16 protein-coding genes are annotated in these 18,707 nt (G+C 68.4%); 9 read left to right on the forward strand and 7 right to left on the reverse strand.

The window, feature by feature from the left end:
- Nucleotides 1-226 precede the first annotated feature (226 nt).
- From VLK61_RS16325 to VLK61_RS16335, 3 genes are all read left to right on the forward strand, one after another.
- On the forward strand, nucleotides 227-1,858 hold the full coding sequence (locus VLK61_RS16325; protein ID WP_325422671.1) for a hypothetical protein: 1,632 nt from the start codon (nucleotides 227-229) through the stop codon (nucleotides 1,856-1,858).
- Nucleotides 1,859-1,960: 102 nt separating this feature from the next.
- On the forward strand, nucleotides 1,961-3,661 hold the full coding sequence (locus VLK61_RS16330) for a long-chain fatty acid--CoA ligase (RefSeq protein WP_325422672.1): 1,701 nt from the start codon (nucleotides 1,961-1,963) through the stop codon (nucleotides 3,659-3,661).
- Nucleotides 3,658-4,650: a tripartite tricarboxylate transporter substrate binding protein gene (locus VLK61_RS16335; RefSeq protein ID WP_325422673.1), complete on the forward strand. Its 993-nt coding sequence runs from the start codon at nucleotides 3,658-3,660 to the stop codon at nucleotides 4,648-4,650. The genes VLK61_RS16330 and VLK61_RS16335 overlap by 4 nt, the downstream gene beginning before the upstream one ends.
- On the opposite strand, the gene VLK61_RS16340 is transcribed toward VLK61_RS16335, so the two are convergent.
- Genes VLK61_RS16340 through VLK61_RS16360 form a run of 5 tightly spaced genes read right to left on the reverse strand, consistent with a single transcriptional unit; the run spans nucleotide 4,636 to nucleotide 9,725 of the window.
- Nucleotides 4,636-5,439: a Crp/Fnr family transcriptional regulator gene (locus VLK61_RS16340; protein WP_325422674.1), complete on the reverse strand. Its 804-nt coding sequence runs from the start codon at nucleotides 5,437-5,439 to the stop codon at nucleotides 4,636-4,638. The two genes, VLK61_RS16335 and VLK61_RS16340, sit on opposite strands and share 15 nt — an antisense overlap.
- 36 nt (nucleotides 5,440-5,475) lie before the next feature.
- Complete coding sequence (locus tag VLK61_RS16345; RefSeq protein WP_325422675.1) at nucleotides 5,476-6,654, reverse strand: acetyl-CoA C-acyltransferase; 1,179 nt, start codon at nucleotides 6,652-6,654, stop codon at nucleotides 5,476-5,478.
- 18 nt (nucleotides 6,655-6,672) lie between these two features.
- Nucleotides 6,673-8,763: a 3-hydroxyacyl-CoA dehydrogenase NAD-binding domain-containing protein gene (locus VLK61_RS16350; protein ID WP_325422676.1), complete on the reverse strand. Its 2,091-nt coding sequence runs from the start codon at nucleotides 8,761-8,763 to the stop codon at nucleotides 6,673-6,675.
- Nucleotides 8,764-8,785: 22 nt separating this feature from the next.
- Nucleotides 8,786-8,932, reverse strand: a complete 147-nt coding sequence (locus VLK61_RS16355; RefSeq protein WP_325422677.1) for a hypothetical protein — start codon at nucleotides 8,930-8,932, stop codon at nucleotides 8,786-8,788.
- Between the two features lie 16 nt (nucleotides 8,933-8,948).
- Complete coding sequence (locus VLK61_RS16360; RefSeq protein WP_325422678.1) at nucleotides 8,949-9,725, reverse strand: SDR family NAD(P)-dependent oxidoreductase; 777 nt, start codon at nucleotides 9,723-9,725, stop codon at nucleotides 8,949-8,951.
- Between the two features lie 184 nt (nucleotides 9,726-9,909).
- On the opposite strand from VLK61_RS16360, the gene VLK61_RS16365 reads away from it, so the two are divergent.
- The gene (locus VLK61_RS16365; protein WP_325422679.1) at nucleotides 9,910-11,154 is read left to right on the forward strand and encodes a TetR/AcrR family transcriptional regulator; all 1,245 of its coding nucleotides are present in this window, start codon (nucleotides 9,910-9,912) and stop codon (nucleotides 11,152-11,154) included.
- Between the two features lie 5 nt (nucleotides 11,155-11,159).
- Here the strand turns inward: VLK61_RS16365 and VLK61_RS16370 are convergent, their stop codons facing one another.
- Nucleotides 11,160-12,209: an RNA methyltransferase gene (locus VLK61_RS16370; RefSeq protein WP_325422680.1), complete on the reverse strand. Its 1,050-nt coding sequence runs from the start codon at nucleotides 12,207-12,209 to the stop codon at nucleotides 11,160-11,162.
- A 155-nt stretch (nucleotides 12,210-12,364) separates the two neighbouring features.
- On the opposite strand from VLK61_RS16370, the gene VLK61_RS16375 reads away from it, so the two are divergent.
- Together VLK61_RS16375 and VLK61_RS16380 are read left to right on the forward strand one after the other, a co-directional pair.
- Nucleotides 12,365-14,299: a hypothetical protein gene (locus tag VLK61_RS16375; RefSeq protein WP_325422681.1), complete on the forward strand. Its 1,935-nt coding sequence runs from the start codon at nucleotides 12,365-12,367 to the stop codon at nucleotides 14,297-14,299.
- A gap of 36 nt (nucleotides 14,300-14,335) precedes the next feature.
- Nucleotides 14,336-14,698, forward strand: a complete 363-nt coding sequence (locus VLK61_RS16380; protein WP_325422682.1) for a hypothetical protein — start codon at nucleotides 14,336-14,338, stop codon at nucleotides 14,696-14,698.
- Nucleotides 14,699-14,717: 19 nt separating this feature from the next.
- On the opposite strand, the gene VLK61_RS16385 is transcribed toward VLK61_RS16380, so the two are convergent.
- Nucleotides 14,718-15,050: a thioredoxin family protein gene (locus VLK61_RS16385; protein ID WP_325422683.1), complete on the reverse strand. Its 333-nt coding sequence runs from the start codon at nucleotides 15,048-15,050 to the stop codon at nucleotides 14,718-14,720.
- A 131-nt stretch (nucleotides 15,051-15,181) separates the two neighbouring features.
- On the opposite strand from VLK61_RS16385, the gene VLK61_RS16390 reads away from it, so the two are divergent.
- From VLK61_RS16390 to gudD, 3 genes are all read left to right on the forward strand, one after another.
- Complete coding sequence (locus VLK61_RS16390; protein WP_325422684.1) at nucleotides 15,182-16,213, forward strand: LacI family DNA-binding transcriptional regulator; 1,032 nt, start codon at nucleotides 15,182-15,184, stop codon at nucleotides 16,211-16,213.
- Between the two features lie 110 nt (nucleotides 16,214-16,323).
- Nucleotides 16,324-17,307, forward strand: coding sequence for a Bug family tripartite tricarboxylate transporter substrate binding protein (locus VLK61_RS16395; RefSeq protein WP_325422685.1), 984 nt, complete (start codon nucleotides 16,324-16,326; stop codon nucleotides 17,305-17,307).
- Between the two features lie 35 nt (nucleotides 17,308-17,342).
- A partial coding sequence (gudD, locus tag VLK61_RS16400) for a glucarate dehydratase (RefSeq protein ID WP_325422686.1) occupies nucleotides 17,343-18,707 on the forward strand: 1,365 nt, incomplete at its 3' end.

Raw genomic sequence — 18,707 nt, forward strand, 5'->3', positions numbered from 1 at the left:
ATGGCCTTCGTGCTGAGCCTGTTCGCCGCGGTGACGATCCAGAAGAATGTGCGTGATGTGTCGGCCTTGCAGGGCAGCGGCTCCGCGCTCGGCGACGACGCCTGAACGCCGCGCCCGGGCGTCAAGCGCCCGGGTGAGAACCCGCATCTGTCACGTGCGGGACTTCACTGCGTCGATGTCGGCGCCTAGCATGGCTTGATAACAGGCCATCGCCAAGGAGACATCGATGAAGCTGATTCAAACGGTGGCCGCGATCGGCCTCAGTCTGCTGCTGGGCGCCTGTTCGAGCATGGCGCCGGCCACGCGACCGGCGGGCTGGGCCGCACCCGAAACCCTGGTGCCGCCGTCCGCCTTCCACGGCGTGCACGGCCTGGCGGTCGATGCCAAGGGCCGCCTGCTGGCTGGCACGGTGGTCGGCAACAACATGTGGGAAGTCGACCGCAAGACCGGCGCGGCCAAGGTCTTCATCGCCGCACCGGAAGGCCAGGCCGACGACATCGCCATCGGCCCCAAGGGCGAGCTGGCCTGGACCTCCTACCTGCAAGGCATCTTGCGTGTGCGCGACAGCGACAGCGGCCCGACCCGCATCGTCGCGAAAGACCTGCCGGGCATGAACTCGCTGGCCTTCGACCCGAAGAACGGCAAGCTCTACGGCAGCCAGGTGTTCCTGGGCGATGCGCTGTGGGAGGTGGACCCCAGCGGCGCCAAGCCGCCGCGGCTGATCGCCAAGGACCTGGGCGGCTTCAACGGTTTCGAGGTCGGGCCCGACGGCCAGCTCTACGGCCCGCTGTGGTTCAAGGGCCAGTTGGTGCGCATCAACCCGGCCACTGGCGCGGTCACCGTCATCAACAGCGAGTTCAAGATTCCCGCCGCGGCCAACCTCGACGGCAAAGGCAACCTGTGGGCCATCGACACCCGGACCGGCGAGCTGGCCAAGGTCGAGCTGGCCAGCGGCAAGCGCAGCATCGTGGCCCAGCTGGCCACGTCGATTGACAACCTGGCCATCGCTCCCGAGGGCACGATCTACGTCTCGAACATGGCCGACAACGCGATCATCGAAGTCGACCCGACGACCGGCCGCTCGAAGACGCTGCTCAGCGGCAAGCTGGCGGTGGCCGGCGGCATGAAGCTGGGCGCTGGCTCGCTGTGGATGGCCGACACCTTTGCTTTCCGCCGCATCGACATCACCAGCGGTGCGGTGACCGACCTCTTGCGCATGCAGGCCTCGGACCTGGAGTACCCGTCGATCGTCGGCATCGGTGCGAAGCAACTGGCGCTGGTGTCCTGGTTCACCGGCAGCGTGCAGCTGATCGACCGCGCGACGCTGAAGACCGCCGCGATGCTCCATGGCTTCAAGGCGCCGTACGACGCGATCCCGATGGACGACGGCAGCGTGCTGGTCGCCGAGATCGCCACCGGCAACCTGCTGCGCGTGAGCGGCGCGGACTTCAAGGAGCGCAAGGTGGTGGCCAGCGGCCTGGCCGGCCCGGTGCAGATGGTCCTGGGCAAGGACGGCGCGATCTACCTCACCGAAGCCGCCGGCAACCTGGTGCGCGTCGACCTGGCCAGCGGCGCGAAGACGGTGCTGGCCACGGGTCTGGCGATGCCCGAAGGCCTGTCGCAGACGCCCTGGGGCAGCTTCATCGTCGCCGAGACACTGGCGCGCCGCCTGACGGAAATCGACCCTGCCAACGGCTCGCGCCGCGTGGTGGCCGAGAACCTGCCGATCGGCCTGGAAGGCGGCCCCGGCCTGCCGCCGCCCTACATGGTCACCGGCGTGGCGGTGGGCGACGATGGCACCGTCTACCTCAGCGCCGACCGCAACAACGCGGTGCTGAAGATCAAGCCCCGGCACTGATCCACACCGGCCTTGGTTTACAGGCGGGTTGCCGCTGGCTAGCATGGGGACCGATCGCAGGGCGGAATTCCGCTTTGCAGAAAACTTCCTGGCCTGGCCTCCATGTCCGACTTGCACTTCGCCCACTGGCCGCCCGGCCTGCCGCGGCACCTGACGCTGCCGCAGACCCACCTGTTCCACAACGTCGAGGTCTCGGCCGCGCGCTTTCCGGACAAGCCCTTCATCGTCTACTACGACAGCCCGCTGAGCTACGCCGGCTTCAAGGCGCAGGCCGAGCACCTGGCCGGCTATCTGCAGCAGGCGTGCGGCGTGAAGCGCGGCGACCGCGTGCTGCTGTACCTGCAGAACAGCCCGCAGTGGGTGATTGCCTTCTACGCCATCCTGCGTGCCGATGCGGTGGTGGTGCCGGTCAACCCGATGAACCTGAGCGACGAGTTGCGCCACTATGTGCAGGACACCGGCGCCACCACGGCCATCGTGCCGCAGGACTTGCTGGCGCAGATGCAGCCGCTGCTGGGGCCGCACGGGGCCGGCCTGCAGCGCCTGATCGTCGCGGCCTACAGCGATTACCTGACGCAGCCCACCGACCTGCGCTTGCCGGATTTCGTCGCGGCGCCGCGTGAACCGGTGCAAGGCCCCGGCCTCATCGCCTGGCACGAGGCGCTGGCGCACGGCCAGGTGCCGGGCCCGATGCAAGCCGGACCCGAGGACCTGGCCGTGATGCCCTACACCAGCGGCACCACCGGCGCGCCCAAGGGCTGCATGCACACCCACCGCAGCGTGATGAGCACGCTGGTCGGCGGCGTGCAGTGGTTCGGCTGCACGCAGGACACGGTCTACCTGTCGGTGCTGCCCTTCTTCCACGTCACCGCGCTGTCCGGCAGCATGAACGGGCCGATCTACGCCGGCGCCACCATCGTGCTGCTGTCGCGCTGGGATCGCGATGTCGCGGCCGCGTGCATCGAGCGTTATCGCATCACGCTGTGGCAGGTGATCTCGACGATGATGATCGACTTCCTGTCGAACCCGCGCATCGATGCCTTCGACCTGCGCAGCCTGACCTGCATCCGCGGCGGCGGCGCGGCGATGCCCGAGGCGATCGCGCTGAAGCTGAAGGCACTCACCGGGCTGTCGTATGCCGAAGGCTATGGCATGTCCGAGACCATGGCCGCCACGCACATCAACCCGCCGCAGCGCGCCAAGCCGCAATGCCTGGGCGTGCCGGTGTTCGATGTCGATGCGCGCATCGTCGACCCGGACACGCTGGCCGAAGTGCCGCGCGGCGACAGCGGCGAGATCGTCGTGCACGGGCCGCAGGTGATGCAGGGCTACTGGAACAACCCGCAGGCCAGCGCCGACAGCTTCATCGAGATCGACGGCAAGCGCTTCCTGCGCACCGGCGACCTGGCGCGCATCGACGAGGACGGCTACTTCTTCATGGTCGACCGGCTCAAGCGCATGATCAACGCGTCGGGCTTCAAGGTCTGGCCGGCCGAGGTGGAGGCCATGATGTACCGCCACCCGGCGATCCAGGAGGCTTGCGTGATCGCGGCGCGCGATGCCCGCCGCGGCGAGACGGTGAAGGCGCTGGTGGTGCTGAAGGCCGGCCATGAAGGAACGGTCAGCGAGCAGGACATCGTGGACTGGACCCACGAGCACATGGCCGCCTACAAGAGCCCGCGCATCGTCGAGTTCGTGGCCTCGCTGCCCAAGTCCGGCTCGGGCAAGGTGCAGTGGCGCGAGCTGCAGGCGCAAGAAAACGAACGAACGAATTCCCCCACTTCGCAGGAGACAAGACCATGACTTCATCCGTTCCCAAAAACGGCTGGCCCGTGCGCCGCATGCTGCTGCTGGCGACGTTGGGCGCCGCCCTGGCCGCGCCCTTTGGCGCCCAGGCGCAGGCTTATCCCAACCGCGCGGTCACGCTGATCGTGCCCTGGCCGGCCGGCGGCTCCACCGACCGCCACCACCGCGCGCTGGCCGAGCTGGCGGCCAAGCACCTGGGCCAGAACATCATCGTCGAGAACAAGCCGGGCGGTGGCGGCACCAGCGGGCCCGGCACGATGGCGCTGAGCGCCAAGCCGGACGGCTACACCATCGCCCAGTTCCCGATGGGCATGCTGCGCGTGCCGCACATGCAGAAGACGCAGTGGCACCCGATCAACGATTTCACGTTCATCATGGGCGTGTCGGGCTACACCTTCGGCTTCGTCGTGAAGAGTGAATCGCCGCACAAGAGTTTCAAGGACTACATCGAGGCCGCACGCAAGACGCCGGGCAAGATCGACTACGGCTCCACCGGCATCGGCACCAGCCCGCACCTGCTGATGGAAGAGCTGTCCGACAACGCCAAGGTCGAACTGACGCATGTGCCGTTCAAGGGCAATGCCGACCTGATGCAAGCGCTGCTGGGCGGCCACGTGATGGCCGCCAGCGACGCCAGCGGCTGGGACAAGTTCGTCGACGGCGGGCAGATGCGGCTGCTGGCCACCTTCGGCGAGCAGCGCACCAAGCGCTGGCCGCAGGTGCCCACGGCCAAGGAGCTGGGCTACACCGTCGTCGGCAACTCGCCTTACGGCCTGGTGGGGCCTAAGGGCATGGATCCGACGATCGTGAAGACGCTGCACGACGCCTTCAAGAAGGCGATGGACGACCCCAAGCATGCCGAAGTGCTGGCCCAGCTGAACCAGGACATGTGGTACCGCAGCGGCGAGGACTACAAGAAGTGGGCGATCGAAACCTTCGCCAAGGACAAGCTGCTGATCGAGAAGCTGGGGCTAGCGGCCAAGTGAGGGCATCGCCAGCACCTCCACCCCATGCGCCAATGCATCCAGCCGCTTGAGATTCAGCACGGTGATGCGCGCATGACTCGTCGTCACGATGCCCAAGGCCTGCATGGCCCGCAACACGCCGTTGATGCGCTGCCGGCTGGCGCACAGCAAGCTCGCCAGGTCACTCTGCGGCAAGGCCACGTCGATGCGCTCACCCAGTGCAGTGGCACGTCCGAATTGCCGCAACAGCCGCTGCAATTGCATCGCCACGCGCTGCGCCAGGGGCGCGGTCTGCAGTTCTTCCATGCGCCGCAGCATGTGCCGCAGCCGCCGGCAATCCAGCTGCAGCAAGGCCCGGTGCAGCTCCGGCGAACCCTGGATCAGGCTATGCAGGTCATGCTTGCAGACCATCAGCAAGGTGCTGTCGACATGCGCGCGCATTTCCAGGCTGGAGATCCCGCCGTCGCACAGCTCGATGTCGCCATACCAGTCGCCCGGCCCCAGCAAGTCCAGCGTGAAGCTGCGGCCATCGCTCAGGTCGGTGCCTAGGCGCAGGGCGCCGCTGGCCACACCCACCCAGTCGCTGGCATGGTTGCCGCGGCGCACCAGCAGCGTGCCGCGGCTGACGTGGCGCACCCGCGCACGCGACAGGATGGACTGGCGCAATTCCGGTGACAGGCCGGCGAACCACGCGCCCTGCTTCAGGCTGTGGTTCTCCGCCGGCCGCAGGTCCGGATGCGCTACCGCGGCGCCCGCAGCGGCCGGCGGGCGCATCAGCGCCGGCGAGGAGGGGGTGAACAATGCAGTCATGTCGTGGCCGCTCCAGATGCGTGGCAGGATGGGGTGTCAGCAGACTTCGAACAGGCCGGCGGCGCCCTGGCCGCCGCCGACGCACATCGTCACGACGACATACTTCGCGCCGCGGCGCTTGCCTTCGATCAGCGCATGGCCGGTCAGCCGCGAGCCGCTGACGCCATACGGGTGGCCCACCGCGATGGCGCCGCCGTTGACGTTGAGCAACTCGTCCGGAATGCCCAATTTGTCGCGGCTGTAGATCACCTGGCAGGCGAAGGCTTCGTTCAGCTCCCACAGGCCGATGTCGGAGACCTTCAGGCCGTTGCGCTCCAGCAGGCGCGGCACCGCGAAGACCGGGCCGATGCCCATCTCGTCGGGCTCGCAGCCGGCCACCGCGAAGCCGCGGAAGATGCCCAGCGGCTTCAGATTGCGCTGCTCGGCCAGCTTGGCGTCCATCAGCAGGCAGACTGACGCGCCATCGGAGAACTGGCTGGCATTGCCGGCCGTCACCACACCGCCGGGCAGCGCCGAGCGGATCTTCTGCACGCCTTCCAGCGTCGTGTCGGGGCGGATGCCTTCGTCGGCGGCGATGGTCACCTCCTTGCGCAGCAACTGGCCGCTGGCCTTGTCGACGACGCCCATGATCGTGCTCATCGGCACGATCTCGTCGTTGAACTTGCCGGCGGCCGCCGCCGCGGCGGCACGCAGCTGGCTGCGCACGCCGTATTCGTCCTGCGCCTGCTTGGAGATGTTGTAGCGCTGGGACACCCTCTCGGCGGTCTGCAGCATGTTCCAGTAGATCTCGGGCTTGTGCTCCAGCAGCCAGGGGTCGGCGCGCATGTGGCGGTTGACCTCGTTCTGCACGCAGGAGATGCTCTCCAGGCCGCCGGCCACCATCACCGGCACCTTGTCGACGATGATGCGCTGCGCCGCCATGGCAATGGCCTGCAGGCCGGATGAGCAGAAGCGGTTGATCGAGACACCGGTGGTGGTCACCGGCAGGCCGGCGCGCAGGGCCGCCGTGCGCGCGATGTTGCCGCCGGTGGTGCCTTCGGTCAGGCTGCCGCCGAGGATCACATCCTCCACCTCGGCCGGGTCGACGCCGGCGCGCCGGACGGATTCGGCGATCACATGACCGCCCAGCGTGGCGCCATGGGTCATGTTGAAAGCGCCCTTCCAGCTCTTGGCCAGGCCGGTGCGGGCGGTGGAGACGATGACGACATCGGTCATGAGATGTTCCTCAGGCAATCAATTGAAGGTCTTGCCGTCGTCGGCCAGTTTCAGCAGCAGCGGCGCGGGCTGCCAGGAGGCATCTGCCCCAGGCTCGGCAGCAAACCGGCGCAGCGTGCGCACGACATTCGGCAGGCCGACCATGTCCGCGTACAGCATCGGGCCGCCGCGGTGCAGCGGGAAGCCGTAGCCGTTGAGGTAGACCAGGTCGATGTCAGAGGCTCGCGCGGCAATGCCTTCGTCGAGGATGCGCGCACCTTCATTGACCAGCGCGAAAATGCAGCGCTCGACCACTTCCTCGTCGCTCACTTTGCGCGCTACGATGTCATTCGCGGCGCGGTATTCGGTGATCAGCGCTTCAGTCACGGCGTCCGGAATCGGGTCGCGCTTGCCCGCTTCGTAGCGGTACCAGCCGGCACCGGTCTTCTGGCCGTAGCGCCCGGCTTCGCACAGCTTGTCGGCGACGATGGGTTTCATCTCGACGCCGGCTTCGGCGGCCTTGCGCTTGCGCGTGGCCCAGCCGATGTCCAGGCCGGCCAGGTCGCCCATGCGGAACGGACCCATCGCGAGGCCGAATTTCTGCAGTGCGCCGTCGATCTGCTGCGGCAGTGCACCGGCGGTGATCAGGCCCTGCGCCGCGGCGCCGTAGCGCGCGAGCATGCGGTTGCCGATGAAGCCATCACACACGCCCGAGACCACGGCGATCTTCTTGATCTTCTTGCCCAGGGCCATGCTGGTGGCCAGCACATCGGGCGCGGTGGCCGCACCGCGCACGATCTCCAGCAGCCGCATCACGTTGGCCGGGCTGAAGAAGTGCAGGCCGATCACGTCAGCCGGACGCTTGGTGAAGTTGGCGATTTTGTTGACGTCGAGGTAGGAGGTGTTGGATGCCAGGATCGCGCCGGGTTTGCACACTTCGTCGAGCGTGCGGAACACCTGTTGCTTGACGTCCATGTTCTCGAACACGGCTTCGATCACCAGGTCGACATCGCGCAGCCCGTCGTAGCTCAGCGTCGGCGTGATCAGGCCCACGCGCTGCTCGACCTGGTCGGCTTTCAGCTTGCCCTTCTTCGCCGAGTTCTCGTAGTTCTTGCGGATCGTCGCAACGCCCTTGTCCAGCGCCTCCTGCTTCGTCTCCAGCAGCACCACCGGAATGCCGGCGTTCAGGAAGTTCATCGTGATGCCGCCGCCCATGGTGCCCGCGCCGATGACGCCGACCTTGCGGATCTCGCGCAGCGCCGTGCCTTCGGGAATGCCGGGGATCTTGGCCGCCGCGCGCTCGGCGGCGAAGACATGGCGCAGCGCGCGTGATTCCGGCGACTGCATCAGCGCCATGAAGCCTTCACGCTCCAGCTTGACGCCTTCGTCGAAGGGCTTGGACAGGGCATTCGCGACGGCTTCCAGGCACTTCATCGGCGCCGGGAAGGGGCCGGCCACCGCGCCGACGTTGTTGCGCGCGAACTGCAGGAAGGCCTCGCCCTGCGGGTCCTTGACCTTCAGGTCGCGCACACGGCGGATCGGCTTGTTGTCGGCCAGCACACCATTGGCAAAGGCCACCGCGCCATCGACCAGGTTGCCGCCGATGATCTGGTCGATCAAGGGTGTGCCGGCGAAGGCCGAGGCCGCCGCCGGGTTGCCGCCGACCGCCATGTTCACAGCCGCTTCCAGGCCGATCAGCCGCGGCAGACGCTGCGTGCCGGTCGCGCCGGGCAGCAGGCCGATCTTCACTTCGGGCAGGCCCAGTTGCGCGTCGGCCAGCGCCACGCGGAAGTGGCAGCCCATCGCCAGCTCGAAGCCACCGCCCAGGCATTGGCCACCAATGGCAGCGACCACCGGCTTGTCGGTTCTCTCGACCAGGTCGATCAGCACACGCAGGTTGGGCTCGCGCGCCGCGTTCGGCGTGCCGAATTCGGTGACATCGGCGCCGGCCGAGAAGGCGCGCGCACTGCCGGCCAGCACGATGGCCTTCACCGCGGCATCGCCGGCGGCACGCTCGAACGCATTGGCGATGCCGGTGCGCAGTGCCATGCCCAGGCTGTTGACCGGCGGCTTGTCCATCGTGATCACGGCCACCGGGCCGCGGACTTCATAGGTGACGGGTTCGCTCATGGACAGTCTCGCTTCTCTTGCGTCAAAAGGGGAATGGGGGTTCAGTACTGCCGCCCCAGCAGATGTCTTCCTCGCTGCGCAGGGGCAGGCGCATCTCGGGCGGGCAGTTGGCTTCCAGCCAGGCTCGGGTCTGCAGGCGGAAGTCTTCGAGGGTGGTTGTGCCGCTCATTTTGACGCCTAGAAGCTTAGATCGTCACACCGCCGTCGATGACAAGGGATTGCCCGGTCATGAACGATCCTGCCTTGGAGGCCAGGTACACCGCGGCACCGGCGATCTCGTCGGGCTCGCCGATGCGGCGCAGCGGCGTGTGGGTGTTGCGCCTGGCCAGCATGGCTTCGTCTTCCCACAGCGCCTTGGCAAAGTCGGTCTTGATCAGCCCCGGCGCAATGCAGTTGACGCGCACGTTGTGCGGGCCGTATTCCACCGCCAGGTTGCGCGCCAGCTGCATGTCGGCGGCCTTGCTGATGCAGTACGCGCCGAGCACGTCGGAGCCGCGCAGCCCGCCGATCGACGAGACGATGATCACCGCGCCATCGCGGCGCTCCACCATCTGCGGCGCCACCATGCCGATCAGCCAGTGGTTGGCGATGATGTTGTTGTCCAGGATCTTGCGGAACTGCTCGTCGGCAATGCCGGCCTGCGGCCCGAAGTAGGGGTTGCTGGCGGCGTTGCAGACGAGGATGTGCACACCGCCGAGCTGACGCATGGTTTCGTCGACCAGGTGCTGCAGCGCCTCTTTCGACGAGATGTTGGCCGGCACGACGATGGCGCGCGGCTGGCCATCGGACATCGGGTACCGGGTGTTGATGGCCGTGGCCACCTCCTGGCAGGGCTCGGCCTTGCGCGACGAGATCACGACACGCGCGCCGTGCTCTGCCAGACGCTCGGCGATCGCGCGGCCGATGCCGCGTGACGAGCCGGTGATGATCGCGACCTTGCCGGTCAGATCGAACAGATTCATCGTTCTCGCTCCTGTCGTGGTCAGGCTGCCGGCGACTTCGTTGCAGCGCCGCAAAGATAGCAGAGAGCGCCTTGGCCAAGCAAACTGTTTCTTCGAAAAGTGGTCTTCGCGGGCCCGAGTCACATAGGTGACTAGGGTTAACCATGACGTACCATGGATTCGATTTTGCAGATCATGCGCTGCCATGTCCTCTGCCGCCAACGAAGCCTCGACCACCGCGTCGACCCCGCGCTTTCAGGAAAAGCGCGAGGCCGTGCTGGCTGCCGCGGCGCGGCATTTCAACCAGCAGGGGGTGAAGGGCGCCACCTTGGCGGACATCGCCGCCAGCGTCGGCCTGGTGACCACCAGCGTCACCTACTACTACCGCAAGAAGGAAGACCTGGCGACGGCCTGCTTCCTGCGCGCCATCGCGGCGCATGAGGCGCTGGTGGACGAAGCGGCCCGGGCGCCGACCGTCGCCTTGCGGCTGGCCGCGCTCTTCCGCGGCCATGCCGAGGCGCTGGCGGCCATGGATGCCGGCACGCGGCCGCCGCTGATCTTGTTCAATGACATCCGTGCGCTGCCCGAGCCGCAGCAGAGCCAGGTCTTCGAGGCCTATACCAACCTGTTCCGGCGCGTGCGCGGCCTGTTCACGGGGCCGGAGTCGGCGGGCTGGACGCGTGAGCAGCTGAACGCACGCACGCACCTGCTGGTGTCGGTGGCGCACTGGGTGCGCTCATGGATCCACCGCTTCGAACTCGACGACTATCCGCGGGCCGCCGCGCGTGTCACCGACATCCTGCTGCGTGGCGTGGCGGTCGCCGGCGCGGCCTGGCCGGCACCGGCGGCGCTGGACCAGGCGCTGCTGCTGGTCACGCCCGACAGCACCGAAGAAGCGTTCCTGCGCGCCGCCACCGAGCTGGTCAACGAGCAGGGCTACCGCGGCGCATCGGTGGACAAGATCTCGGCGCGCCTGAACGTGACCAAGGGCTCGTTCTATCACCACAACGACAACAAGCGCGACCTGATCTCGGCCTGCTTCGAGCGCAGTTTCAGCCTGCTGCGGCGCGTGCTGGCGGCGGCCGAGAGCGCCGCGGGGCCTGGCTGGGAACGCACATGCGCCGGGGCCGCTGCGGTGCTGCGTTATCAGTTGTCGGAGCACGGGCCGCTGCTGCGCAGCACGGCCACCAGTGCATTGCCGGACCAGGCCCATCGCGAGCAGGTGCGCCGCACGATGCTGCGCCTGATCGAGCGCATCACCAGCGTGCTGGTGGACGGCATGATGGATGGTTCGGTGCGGCCGCTGGACCCGGCCATTGCGGCGCAGGTGCTGTTCGCGCAGATCAATGCCGCTTCGGAACTGCGGCGCTGGGTGCCCTCGGCGCGGGTGGACAACGTCGCTGCGTTGTACCTGCGGCCCGGCCTGCTGGGCCTGCTGTGTGAACCGTGAGCGGCTCAGCCCGATGCGTTTGCCGGCGCCGCGTGAATGGCAATGGTCTTGCCGGTGCCGACCGCTGCGCGGGCCCGCAGCTGCCCGCAGCCGCCTTCCACGTCCTGCCCGGCCGAGTGCCGCAGCTTGGTCAGCACGCCGCGGCGGTGCAGCCGGCGTGCCATGTCCGCGGCGTGTTCCCACGAAGGCCGACGGAAGTCCAGCCCATCCACCGTGTTGTACGGAATCATGTTCAGCAGCGCGTACTTGCCGGCCAGCAGCTGCACGATGCCATCCAGTTCTTCTTCGCTGTCGTTGATGCCTTCGAGCAGCGTCCACTGGTACTGGATCGGGTAACCGGTGGCGCGGGCGTAGTGCTCGCCGAGCGCCACCAGCGCGGCCGGCGCGATGCGCGGTGCACGCGGCAGCAGCTTTGCCCGCAGATCGGCGCGCGTGGTGTGCAGCGACAGCGCCAGCGCCGGCTTCACGCGGCCCTGCGGCAGGCGTTCGAACACGCGCGGGTCGCCGACCGTCGAGAACACCAGGTTCTTGTGGCCGATGTTGCCCAGCGTGCCCAGCAGCTCGATGGCGTCCATCACGTTGTCCAGGTTGTGCGCCGGTTCGCCCATGCCCATGAAGACCACCTTCTTCACCGGCCGCAGCGTGCGCGCCAGCGCCACCTGCGCGACGATCTCGGCGCTGCCCAGCTGGCGCAGCAGGCCGTCGCGACCGGTCATGCAGAACACGCAGCCCACCGCGCAGCCGACCTGGCTGGACACGCACAAGCCATCGCGCGGCAGCAGCACGCTTTCCACCGTCTGGCCATCGGCCAGCGCCACCAGCAGCCGCGCCGAGCCGTCCTCGGCCGGGTGCTGCGAGCGCAGCCGGGCCAGGCCTTGCAGCGTGTCAACGATCGCCGGCAGTTCGGCGCGCAGGGCCAGCGGCAGCACGTCCTCGGGCTTGCGGCGCCCGCTGTCCTGCGGCAAGGCCTGCGACCACAGGCGCAGCACGCGCTGCTCATGGCAGGGCTTGGCGCCGTGGTCGCGCAGGCGTTGAGTGATCTGGTCCAGACGCATGGGGGAAGCTAGGGGGCGGATGACTAAAGCCATCCGCACGGCGGAGGATGCTGCGCGACAGTGTAGGGGGCTGCAGCCGCATCGGGCCGGAGCATCATGGCGGCAGCGCTCGAGGGCCGAGAGTGGGCCGAGGGTCCGGCAGTTTGGGGAAAGTCATGCTTCGCAGTCACATCTTTCGCTTGTTCGTCGTCTCGCTGGCCTTGCTGGCTTCCTGCGGTGGTGGGCGCGACAGCAGCGAGCCCCGGCGCGGCACGCTGGATGCGCCACGCACGGCGGTGGTCGACAGCAATGAATGCAGCCGCCAGCCTTCGCGCATGGCGTCGATGCTGGCGCACCGTGTCGTCAATGGCGAATGCCTGCGCAGCTTCACCGGCTTCGACAAGCGCCTGGCCGCCGGTGAGCAGCGCCGCCGCGCGCTGGCCGTCGTCAGCCCGCGCACGCCCACCGTCACCGAACTGTTCGACTGGGCGGAACTCAGCTATGCGCAGTACTTCCCGTCGCACCAGGCCAACCGCACGCTGGGCGCCTACACCTACCGTTACTACCCCGAGACACAGAACCACACCGCGGTCGATGGCGAGATGGTCTATGTGCAAGGCCCGGTCTCCGGCGGCGGCCTGGCCTTTGTCGGCAGGCTCGCCGACTTCGCCTGCCTGGTCTTCCCGGACAGCTGCGGTCCGCAGCCGGTGGATTGCGCAGCGGTGACCTCGTGGGCTGTCGGCGCCAACACCTGCCGGCCCAACGCCGAGCAGAACCAGACTATCCCGTCGGGCGCCAGCTTTGCCTACACGGATTCGGGTGGCAGCACGCGCGGCACGGCCACCTACAGCTGCACCGAAGGCACGCTGACGGTATTGGGCACGCCGGTCTGCGACCTGCGCGTGCCGCTGGCCTGCAACACCACGCCGCTGAGCTGGACCGTGGGCAGCAACGTCTGCACGGCCAACGCCGGCGAACCGACCCAGTTGGCCTCCGGCGCCAGCCACACCTTTCAGGCCTCCACCGGCAACGTCGGCGCCATCACCTATGCCTGCGACGACGGCGACCTGAAGCCTTCCGGCACGGCGGCCTGCGCGCCGCCCACGCCGGTGGTGTGCCGGCCGACATCGGTGAGCTGGACAGTCAGCGGCAACACCTGCCATGCCGACAGCGTGCCGGCCGAGATCGCCGGCGGCGGCACCTACAGCTTCTTCGACGCGGTCGGCGTGCCCACCGGCTATTCGATCCGGCGCTGCACCGAGGCCGGCCTGGTCGGCACCGGCGACGAGAACTGCGTCGCCGTGCCGCACATCCAGGACAGCTTCGGCGGCGACGGCGGTGCCGCCGATGGCGGCGCCAGCGGCGACGGCACGGCCGGCGACGGCGCGCCCATCGTCGGCGGCCTGGTCACGGTGGTCGACATGACCGGCAAGCAGGCCAGCGCCACGACCGACAGCATCGGCTACTACCGCGTCAAGCTGACCGGCTTCGTGCCGCCCTTCGTGCTGAGCGTCACCCGGCCCGACGGCAAGGTGCGGCGCTCGATCAACCAGCAGCCGATCAAGACCAATGGCTACATCTTCATGGCCATCACCGGGTTGACCGACAAGATCGCCTCCGACGTGGCGCAGGCGGCCGGCTTCCCGGGCGCCGCGAGCCTGACGCCGGCGATGGTGGCCGCGAACCCGAACGCGGTGACTGCGGCGATCAATGCCATCCGCAACGACCCGCTGCTGCGCGAGCAGATCGATGATGCCGGCCTGAATCCCGACACCTTCGATCCGCTGACGGTGCCCTTCCGCGCCAACGGCACGGGTTATGACAAGGTGCTGGACAACATCGTCGTCACCACCAATGCCAGCGGCGCCACCGTGGTGGAGTCGCTGACCTGCCGGGCGCCTCTGTCCTGGACGGTGAGTGGCGTGACCTGCACGCCGGACAGTGGCGAAGAGACCGTCATCACATCCGGTTCCAGCGTGAGGCACAACGACACGCTCGGTTCGACCCTTGGTTCGGTGACCTGGGCCTGTTCCAAGGGCGTGCTGCAGCCGGCCATCCGGCCGGAGTGCATGAAACCGAACGACCCACCTCCCAGCCAGCCAACGCGCTGATGCAGGCAGGCTGCGGGCCTGTGGCAGGATGAGTCCATGATCATCGCGATCTGGATCGTCGCCTTGCTGCTGCTGGGCCTGTGGTCGCTGGCCGGCTGGGGCGTGCATGCGCTGCTGGTAGCGGGTGTGCAGTGGGTCGGCGACCTGAAGCCGCTGCTCGATCGACTGCCGTTTGCCGCGATCATCGAACAATGGGTGCCGGGCTGGCAGGACGGGCTGCGCCTCGCGCTCGACCTGATGCAGGCTGCGCTGGGCTGGCTGGGTGGCGCCGCGCCACTGCTGGTGTGGCTGGCGTGGGGGACCGGCACCGTGCTGCTGCTGGGCCTGGCGCTGCTGCTGACCGGCGTGGTGGTGCTGGTGCGCAAGAACTCGCCACCGCCGCCGACGGCCAGCGCCTGAGCGGCGGCCGGCCAGTTCCTCAGCCGGCGGCGGCGATCCCCGCGACGGCCCGCGCGATGGCCGCGACATCGGTGGGCCGGGCCATGCGCTCGAACTCCTCGCCATCGCGCAGGAAGATCAGCGTCGGCCAGATGCGCACGCGGAACGATCGGCCCAGCGGCCGGCCGCTGGCATCTTCCACCTTGATGTGGCGCACTTCCGGGTGGGCCGCCAGCGCCTGCTCCAGCAGCGGCTGCGCAGCCCGGCAGTGGCCGCACCAGGGCGTGCCGAACTCCAGCAGCGTGGGGCCGGTGATGGCATCGATGTCTTCGCGGCGGGGTTCGGGGTCGGCGTAGTCGGTCGCGAGCGGCATGTCGGTGTCTGGGTTGACTTGGTTGCAGGCATTGTCGATGGCCAGCGGCACAACCACCGCGCGGCGAGGGCCATTCAGCGCACTGCGAAGGCGCGGTGCCGGTAGCGCTGTCATGGTCCTAGAATCACCGGATGGCACAAGATGGCGCTCCCGCACGGCGAGCCCGCCGCGGCAGCGGCGCGGTGACGCTGCACGACGTGGCCAAGCTCGCCGGCGTGGCGCCGATCACCGCCTCGCGCGCGCTGAACACGCCGCAGCAGGTGTCGCCCGAGGTGCTGAAGAAGGTCAGCGAAGCCGTCTCGCGCACCGGCTATGTGCCCAACCGCCTGGCCGGCGGCCTGGCCTCGGCGCGCAGCCGATTGGTGGCCGCGGTGGTGCCCACCCTCTCGGGCCCGGTGTTCCTGGAAACCGTGCAGTCGCTCACCGCGGCGCTGGCCGAGCGTGGCTACCAGCTGATGCTGGGGCAGAGCGGCTACGACCTGGCGCGGGAGGACGCGCTGCTCGAAGCCATCATCGGCCGCCGGCCCGATGGCATCGTGCTCACCGGCATCCTGCATTCGGCCGAGGGCCGCCGGCGCCTGCTGGCCGCCGGCATCCCGGTGGTCGAAACCTGGGACCTGACGCCGACGCCGCTGGACATGCTGGTCGGCTTCTCGCACGGCGATGTCGGCCGTGCGGTAGCAGCCTTTCTGCATGGCCGCGGCCGGCGCCGTCTTGCGGTGGTGGTCGGCGACGACGAGCGCGCCACGCGACGCCTGCAGGCCTTCGAGGCCGAGGCGCGCCGGCTCGGCCTGAGCCCGGTGCAAGTGGTGACCGTGCCTGCGCCCACCACCTTGAAAGGCGGCCGCCGGGCGCTGGGCGAACTGCTGGCGGCGGCGCCCGACATCGATGCGGTGTTCTGCAGCTCCGACCTGCTGGCGCTGGGCGTGATCACCGAAGCCCAGGTGCGTGGCCTGGCCGTGCCGGGGCAGTTGGCCCTCATCGGCTTCGGCGACCTGGACTTCGCGGCCGACCTGCACCCGGCGCTGACCACCGTGCGCATCGACGGCATGGCCATCGGCCGCCAAGCCGCGCAGTTCATCGTCGAGCGCGCGGAAGGCCGCGCGGTGGCCCAGCGCATCGTCGACATCGGTTTTTCGATCGTCGAGCGCGACAGCGCCTGAACCTCAAAAACCCTGCGGATCTCCCGGTGAAGGTGTTTGGAGATTTGATTAGGTAGCGCTACCATTCCCAGCTCAGGCAGCCGCCTGGCTTTGTTCGACCTGGAAGGCCCATGCTCATCACCCCGTGGATCTCGACCCTGGCCCGCTCCGTGCTGACCCTCTCGGCACTGGGCTTGGCCGCACTGCCGGCCCAGGCCTGGCCCGACAAGACCGTCACGCTGGTCGTGCCGTTCCCGCCCGGCGGCTCCACCGACACCATCGCCCGCACGCTGGCGCCCAGGCTGCAGGAGAAACTCGGCGGCAACTTCATCGTCGACAACAAGGCCGGCGCCACCGGCACCATCGGCGCGGCCTTCATCAAGCGCGCCGCGCCGGACGGCTACACGCTGTTCGTCTCGTCGCTCGGGCCCTTCGTGATCGCGCCGCACCTGATCAAGAACGTGCCCTACGACGCGCTGAAGGATTTCGACCTGCTCACCGTCGCCGTGCAGGCGCCCAACGTGCTGGTGGTGCCGTCCGCGTCGCCGCTGAAGAGCGTGGCCGATCTGCTGGCGCAGCTGAAGAAGACACCGGACAAGCTGTCTTTCGCCTCATCGGGCAATGGTTCGTCCGATCACCTGACGGTGGAACTGTTCTGGCAGCAGACCGGCACCACGGGCCTGCACGTGCCCTACAAGGGCGGCGCACCGGCCATCACCGACCTGCTGGGCGGCGTGGTCGACGGCTCGTTCCAGAACATCAACGCGGTGGTCCAGCACATCAACGCCGGCAAACTGCGCGCGCTGGCCGTCACCGGCGACAAGCGTTCGGCGCTGCTGCCGCAGGTGCCGACCTTGGCCGAGGCCGGCGTCAAGGGCGTCGATGTCTATTCATGGCAGGGCGTGGCGGCGCCGCGCGGGCTGCCGGCGGACATCAAGGGCAAGCTGCATGCGGCGCTGGTCGCATCGCTGAACGATCCCCAGGTCAAGGCCAAGCTCGTCGAACAAGGCTTCGAGGTCGTCGCCAACACGCCCGAGCAGTTCGCCGCCTTCCAGCAGCAGGAATTTGCGCGTTGGAAGAAGGTCATCGAGACCGGCAAGATCACCGCGGATTGACTGTGCCTCCCCCCGTTCACGCACCGAGCCCCACCATGCCCACTTCCTCCACCCCACGCATCACCGACCTGCGCGTGATTCCGGTTGCCGGCCGCGACAGCATGCTGCTGAACCTGAGCGGCGCGCACGGCCCGTTCTTCACGCGCAACCTGCTGATCCTGACCGACAACGCCGGCCGCACCGGCGTCGGCGAAGTGCCGGGCGGCGAGAAGATCCGGCAGACGCTGGAAGACGCGCGCAGCCTCGTCGTCGGCCAGCCCATCGGCGCGCACCAGCGCGTGCTGCAGCAGGTGCAGCGCCAGTTCGCCGACCGCGATGCCGGCGGCCGCGGCCTGCAGACCTTTGACCTGCGCACCACCATCCATGCGGTGACGGCCATCGAATCGGCGCTGCTCGACCTGCTGGGCCAGCACCTGGAAGTGCCGGTCGCCGCGCTGCTCGGTGAAGGCCAGCAGCGTGATGCGGTCGAGATGCTGGGCTACCTGTTCTTCATCGGCGACCGCCGGCAGACCGACTTGCCGTATGTCGATCCGGCCCAAGGGCCGGGGGTCGACTCGGCCCACGAGCCGCAGGCCGACGACGACTGGTGCCGCCTGCGCCACGACAAGGCGCTAACGCCTGAAGCGATCGTGCGGTTGGCCGAGGCCGCGCGGGCCCGCTACGGCTTCAACGACTTCAAGCTGAAAGGCGGCGTGCTGCGCGGCGACGAGGAGGTCGAGGCGATCAAGGCGCTGCACGAACGTTTCCCCGAAGCCCGGGTGACGCTGGATCCCAACGGCGGCTGGCTGCTGAAGGACGCGATCCGCCTGATGCGCGACATGCGCGGCGTGGTGGCCTACGCCGAAGACCCCTGCGGCGCCGAAGACGGTTTCTCCGGCCGCGAGGTGATGGCCGAGTTCCGCCGTGCCACCGGCCTGCCGACGGCGACCAACATGATCGCCACCGACTGGCGCCAGCTGAGCCATGCACTGTCGCTGCAGTCGGTCGACATCCCCTTGGCCGACCCGCACTTCTGGACCATGGCCGGCTCCGTGCGCGTGGCCCAGACCTGCCGCGACTGGGGCCTGACCTGGGGCTCGCATTCGAACAACCATTTCGACGTCTCGCTGGCGATGTTCACGCAGGTCGGCGCCGCGGCGCCGGGCCGCGTCACGGCCATCGACACCCACTGGATCTGGCAGGACGGCCAGCGCCTGACGAAGGAGCCACTGCAGATTGTCGGTGGCCATGTGCAGGTGCCGAAGAAGCCGGGCCTCGGCGTCGAACTGGACATGGCCGAGGTCGAGAAGGCACACCAGCTGTACCTGCAGCACGGCCTCGGTTCGCGCGATGATGCGGCGGCGATGCAGTACCTGATCCCGAACTGGACATTCAATCCGAAACGCCCGGCGCTGGATCGT

It is taken from the genome of Aquabacterium sp. (assembly GCF_035476535.1).
In the GTDB taxonomy this organism is placed as follows: domain Bacteria; phylum Pseudomonadota; class Gammaproteobacteria; order Burkholderiales; family Burkholderiaceae_C; genus Pseudaquabacterium.

What these genes read in the sequence shown, in the direction of transcription:
- VLK61_RS16330 (WP_325422672.1), top strand. Translation starts at nt 1,961, where the DNA reads ATGTCCGACTTGCACTTCGCCCACTGGCCGCCCGGCCTGCCGCGGCAC.
- VLK61_RS16355 (WP_325422677.1), bottom strand. Translation starts at nt 8,932, where the DNA reads ATGAGCGGCACAACCACCCTCGAAGACTTCCGCCTGCAGACCCGAGCC.
- VLK61_RS16395 (WP_325422685.1), top strand. Translation starts at nt 16,324, where the DNA reads ATGCTCATCACCCCGTGGATCTCGACCCTGGCCCGCTCCGTGCTGACC.
- VLK61_RS16385 (WP_325422683.1), bottom strand. Translation starts at nt 15,050, where the DNA reads ATGCCGCTCGCGACCGACTACGCCGACCCCGAACCCCGCCGCGAAGAC.
- VLK61_RS16325 (WP_325422671.1), top strand. Translation starts at nt 227, where the DNA reads ATGAAGCTGATTCAAACGGTGGCCGCGATCGGCCTCAGTCTGCTGCTG.
- VLK61_RS16380 (WP_325422682.1), top strand. Translation starts at nt 14,336, where the DNA reads ATGATCATCGCGATCTGGATCGTCGCCTTGCTGCTGCTGGGCCTGTGG.
- VLK61_RS16390 (WP_325422684.1), top strand. Translation starts at nt 15,182, where the DNA reads ATGGCACAAGATGGCGCTCCCGCACGGCGAGCCCGCCGCGGCAGCGGC.
- VLK61_RS16360 (WP_325422678.1), bottom strand. Translation starts at nt 9,725, where the DNA reads ATGAATCTGTTCGATCTGACCGGCAAGGTCGCGATCATCACCGGCTCG.
- VLK61_RS16340 (WP_325422674.1), bottom strand. Translation starts at nt 5,439, where the DNA reads ATGACTGCATTGTTCACCCCCTCCTCGCCGGCGCTGATGCGCCCGCCG.
- VLK61_RS16345 (WP_325422675.1), bottom strand. Translation starts at nt 6,654, where the DNA reads ATGACCGATGTCGTCATCGTCTCCACCGCCCGCACCGGCCTGGCCAAG.
- VLK61_RS16365 (WP_325422679.1), top strand. Translation starts at nt 9,910, where the DNA reads ATGTCCTCTGCCGCCAACGAAGCCTCGACCACCGCGTCGACCCCGCGC.
- VLK61_RS16350 (WP_325422676.1), bottom strand. Translation starts at nt 8,763, where the DNA reads ATGAGCGAACCCGTCACCTATGAAGTCCGCGGCCCGGTGGCCGTGATC.
- VLK61_RS16335 (WP_325422673.1), top strand. Translation starts at nt 3,658, where the DNA reads ATGACTTCATCCGTTCCCAAAAACGGCTGGCCCGTGCGCCGCATGCTG.
- VLK61_RS16370 (WP_325422680.1), bottom strand. Translation starts at nt 12,209, where the DNA reads ATGCGTCTGGACCAGATCACTCAACGCCTGCGCGACCACGGCGCCAAG.
- VLK61_RS16375 (WP_325422681.1), top strand. Translation starts at nt 12,365, where the DNA reads ATGCTTCGCAGTCACATCTTTCGCTTGTTCGTCGTCTCGCTGGCCTTG.